Source organism: Actinosynnema sp. (assembly GCF_052038725.1).
Genome location: NZ_JBQGCX010000770.1, coordinates 1 through 1743, shown reverse-complemented (window position 1 = coordinate 1743; position 1743 = coordinate 1). Strand labels below are relative to the sequence as shown.

The window sequence follows — 1743 nt, the reverse complement described above, 5'->3', positions numbered from 1 at the left end:
TCGTGCCTGAGTCGCTGCGTGCGCTCCTCACCGAGGCCCTGCCCCTGCTGCTGGGCCTGCCGCTGCTGGCCGCCGGCGCCACGGTCCTCATGCGCTCGGTCGTGGCCCGCCGCGTGGTGGGCCTGGCGACCGCGGCGCTGGTCCTGGTCTACGCGGGCCTGCTGCTGTGGGCCACCAGCGACGGCAGCGTCCTGGCCGAGCAGGTCTCGGGCTGGCCGGCCGGGGTGTCGATCACGTTCGCCGCCGACACGTTCACCGGGCTCATGGTCGCGGTGGCGGCGCTGCTGGTGCTCGTGGGCTCCTGGTACGCCATCCGCTCCGGCGACGACACCGACCTGCACTTCGTGCCGCTGGTCCTCGTCATGTCCGGCGGGGTCTACGGCGCGTTCGCCACCGCGGACCTGTTCAACCTGTTCGTCATGGTCGAGGTCGCCCTCATCCCCTCCTACGTGCTGCTCACCCGCTCCGGGCGCCCCGGTGCGGTCGCGGCCGGGCGGGTGTACCTCACGGTCAACCTGCTGGTCTCCACCGTGCTGCTCACCGGCATCGCCCTGCTGTACGGGGTGACGGGCACCGTCAACCTCGGCCAGCTCGCCGGGGCCGCGGCCGAGAGCACCTCGGCCGCCGTGGCCGGCGCGGTCGTGCTGGTGGCGCTGGCCGGCAAGGCCGCGCTGGTGCCGGTGCACTCCTGGCTGCCCCGCACCTACCCCCACGCCTCGACCGCGGTCAACGCGATGATCTCCGGGCTGCTCACCAAGATCGGCGTGTACGGGCTGTTCCGCGTGTACTCCGTCGTCTACGACGGCGACTCCCGCTGGGCCCTGGTCGCGCAGGTCGTGCTCGTCGCGACCATGACGATCGGGGTGCTGGGCGCGCTGGGGGAGACCTCGGTGCGCGCGGTCCTCGCCTTCCACATGGTGAGCCAGGTCGGCTACATCCTGCTCGGGCTCGGGTTCTTCGGGGTGGTGGGCCTCGCGGCGGGCATCTTCTACCTCGTCCACCACATCATCGTGAAGGCCGCCCTGTTCTTCGTGGTCGGTGCGGTCGAGGAGACCCGCGGCACCGGTGACCTCAAGCGCCTGGGCGGGGTGGCCCGCAAGGAGCCCCTCCTGGCCTTCGCGTTCCTGGGTGCGGCGCTGTCGCTGACCGGCATCCCGCCGTTCTCCGGGTTCGTCGCCAAGTACTCCCTCATCCGCGGTGCGGTCGAGGAGGGCGCGCTGGTCGCCGCGGGCTTCGCCCTCGTCGTCAGCGTCTTCACCCTGCTGTCGATGATGAAGCTGTGGAACGGCGTGTTCTGGGGCAAGGACCCCGCCGCCGACCGGGCCGCCGAGCGCCCCCGCGCGGCCGACGGCCAGGAGCCCGCCCCCGAGCCCGCCCCCGAGCGCCGGACGGTCGCGACGACGGGCCCCACGCCCACCTCCCCCGCCCAGCCCGCCGCGGTCGCGGGCACCGCACCGACCGGCACCCCCGCGCCCTCCGGGGACGCGGCCGCCGAGCCGCCCCGCGCCCGCATCCCGCTCGGGCTCGTCCTGCCCGGCACCGTGCTCGCCCTCACGAGCCTGCTCATCGGCCTCGGCGCCCAGGGCCTCATGGGCCTGTCGGTCACCGCGGCGGAGAACCTCGTTGACACCACCCGCTACGTCGAGGCGGTGACCGCACCGTGAGGCAGCTGGCCCGCGCGTGGCGCCTCCTCCGCTTCGGCGGCTGGTTCCTCGTCGAGCTCACCCGGGCCAACCTTCAGGT

At 73.8% G+C, this 1743-nt stretch carries 1 protein-coding gene; it reads left to right on the top strand.

Annotated features, from left to right (window positions below):
- The coding region (locus tag ACTUAL_RS15895) for a proton-conducting transporter transmembrane domain-containing protein (protein ID WP_440900809.1) at nucleotides 1-1664 on the top strand (1664 nt) is incomplete at its 5' end.
- Nucleotides 1665-1743 lie beyond the last annotated feature (79 nt).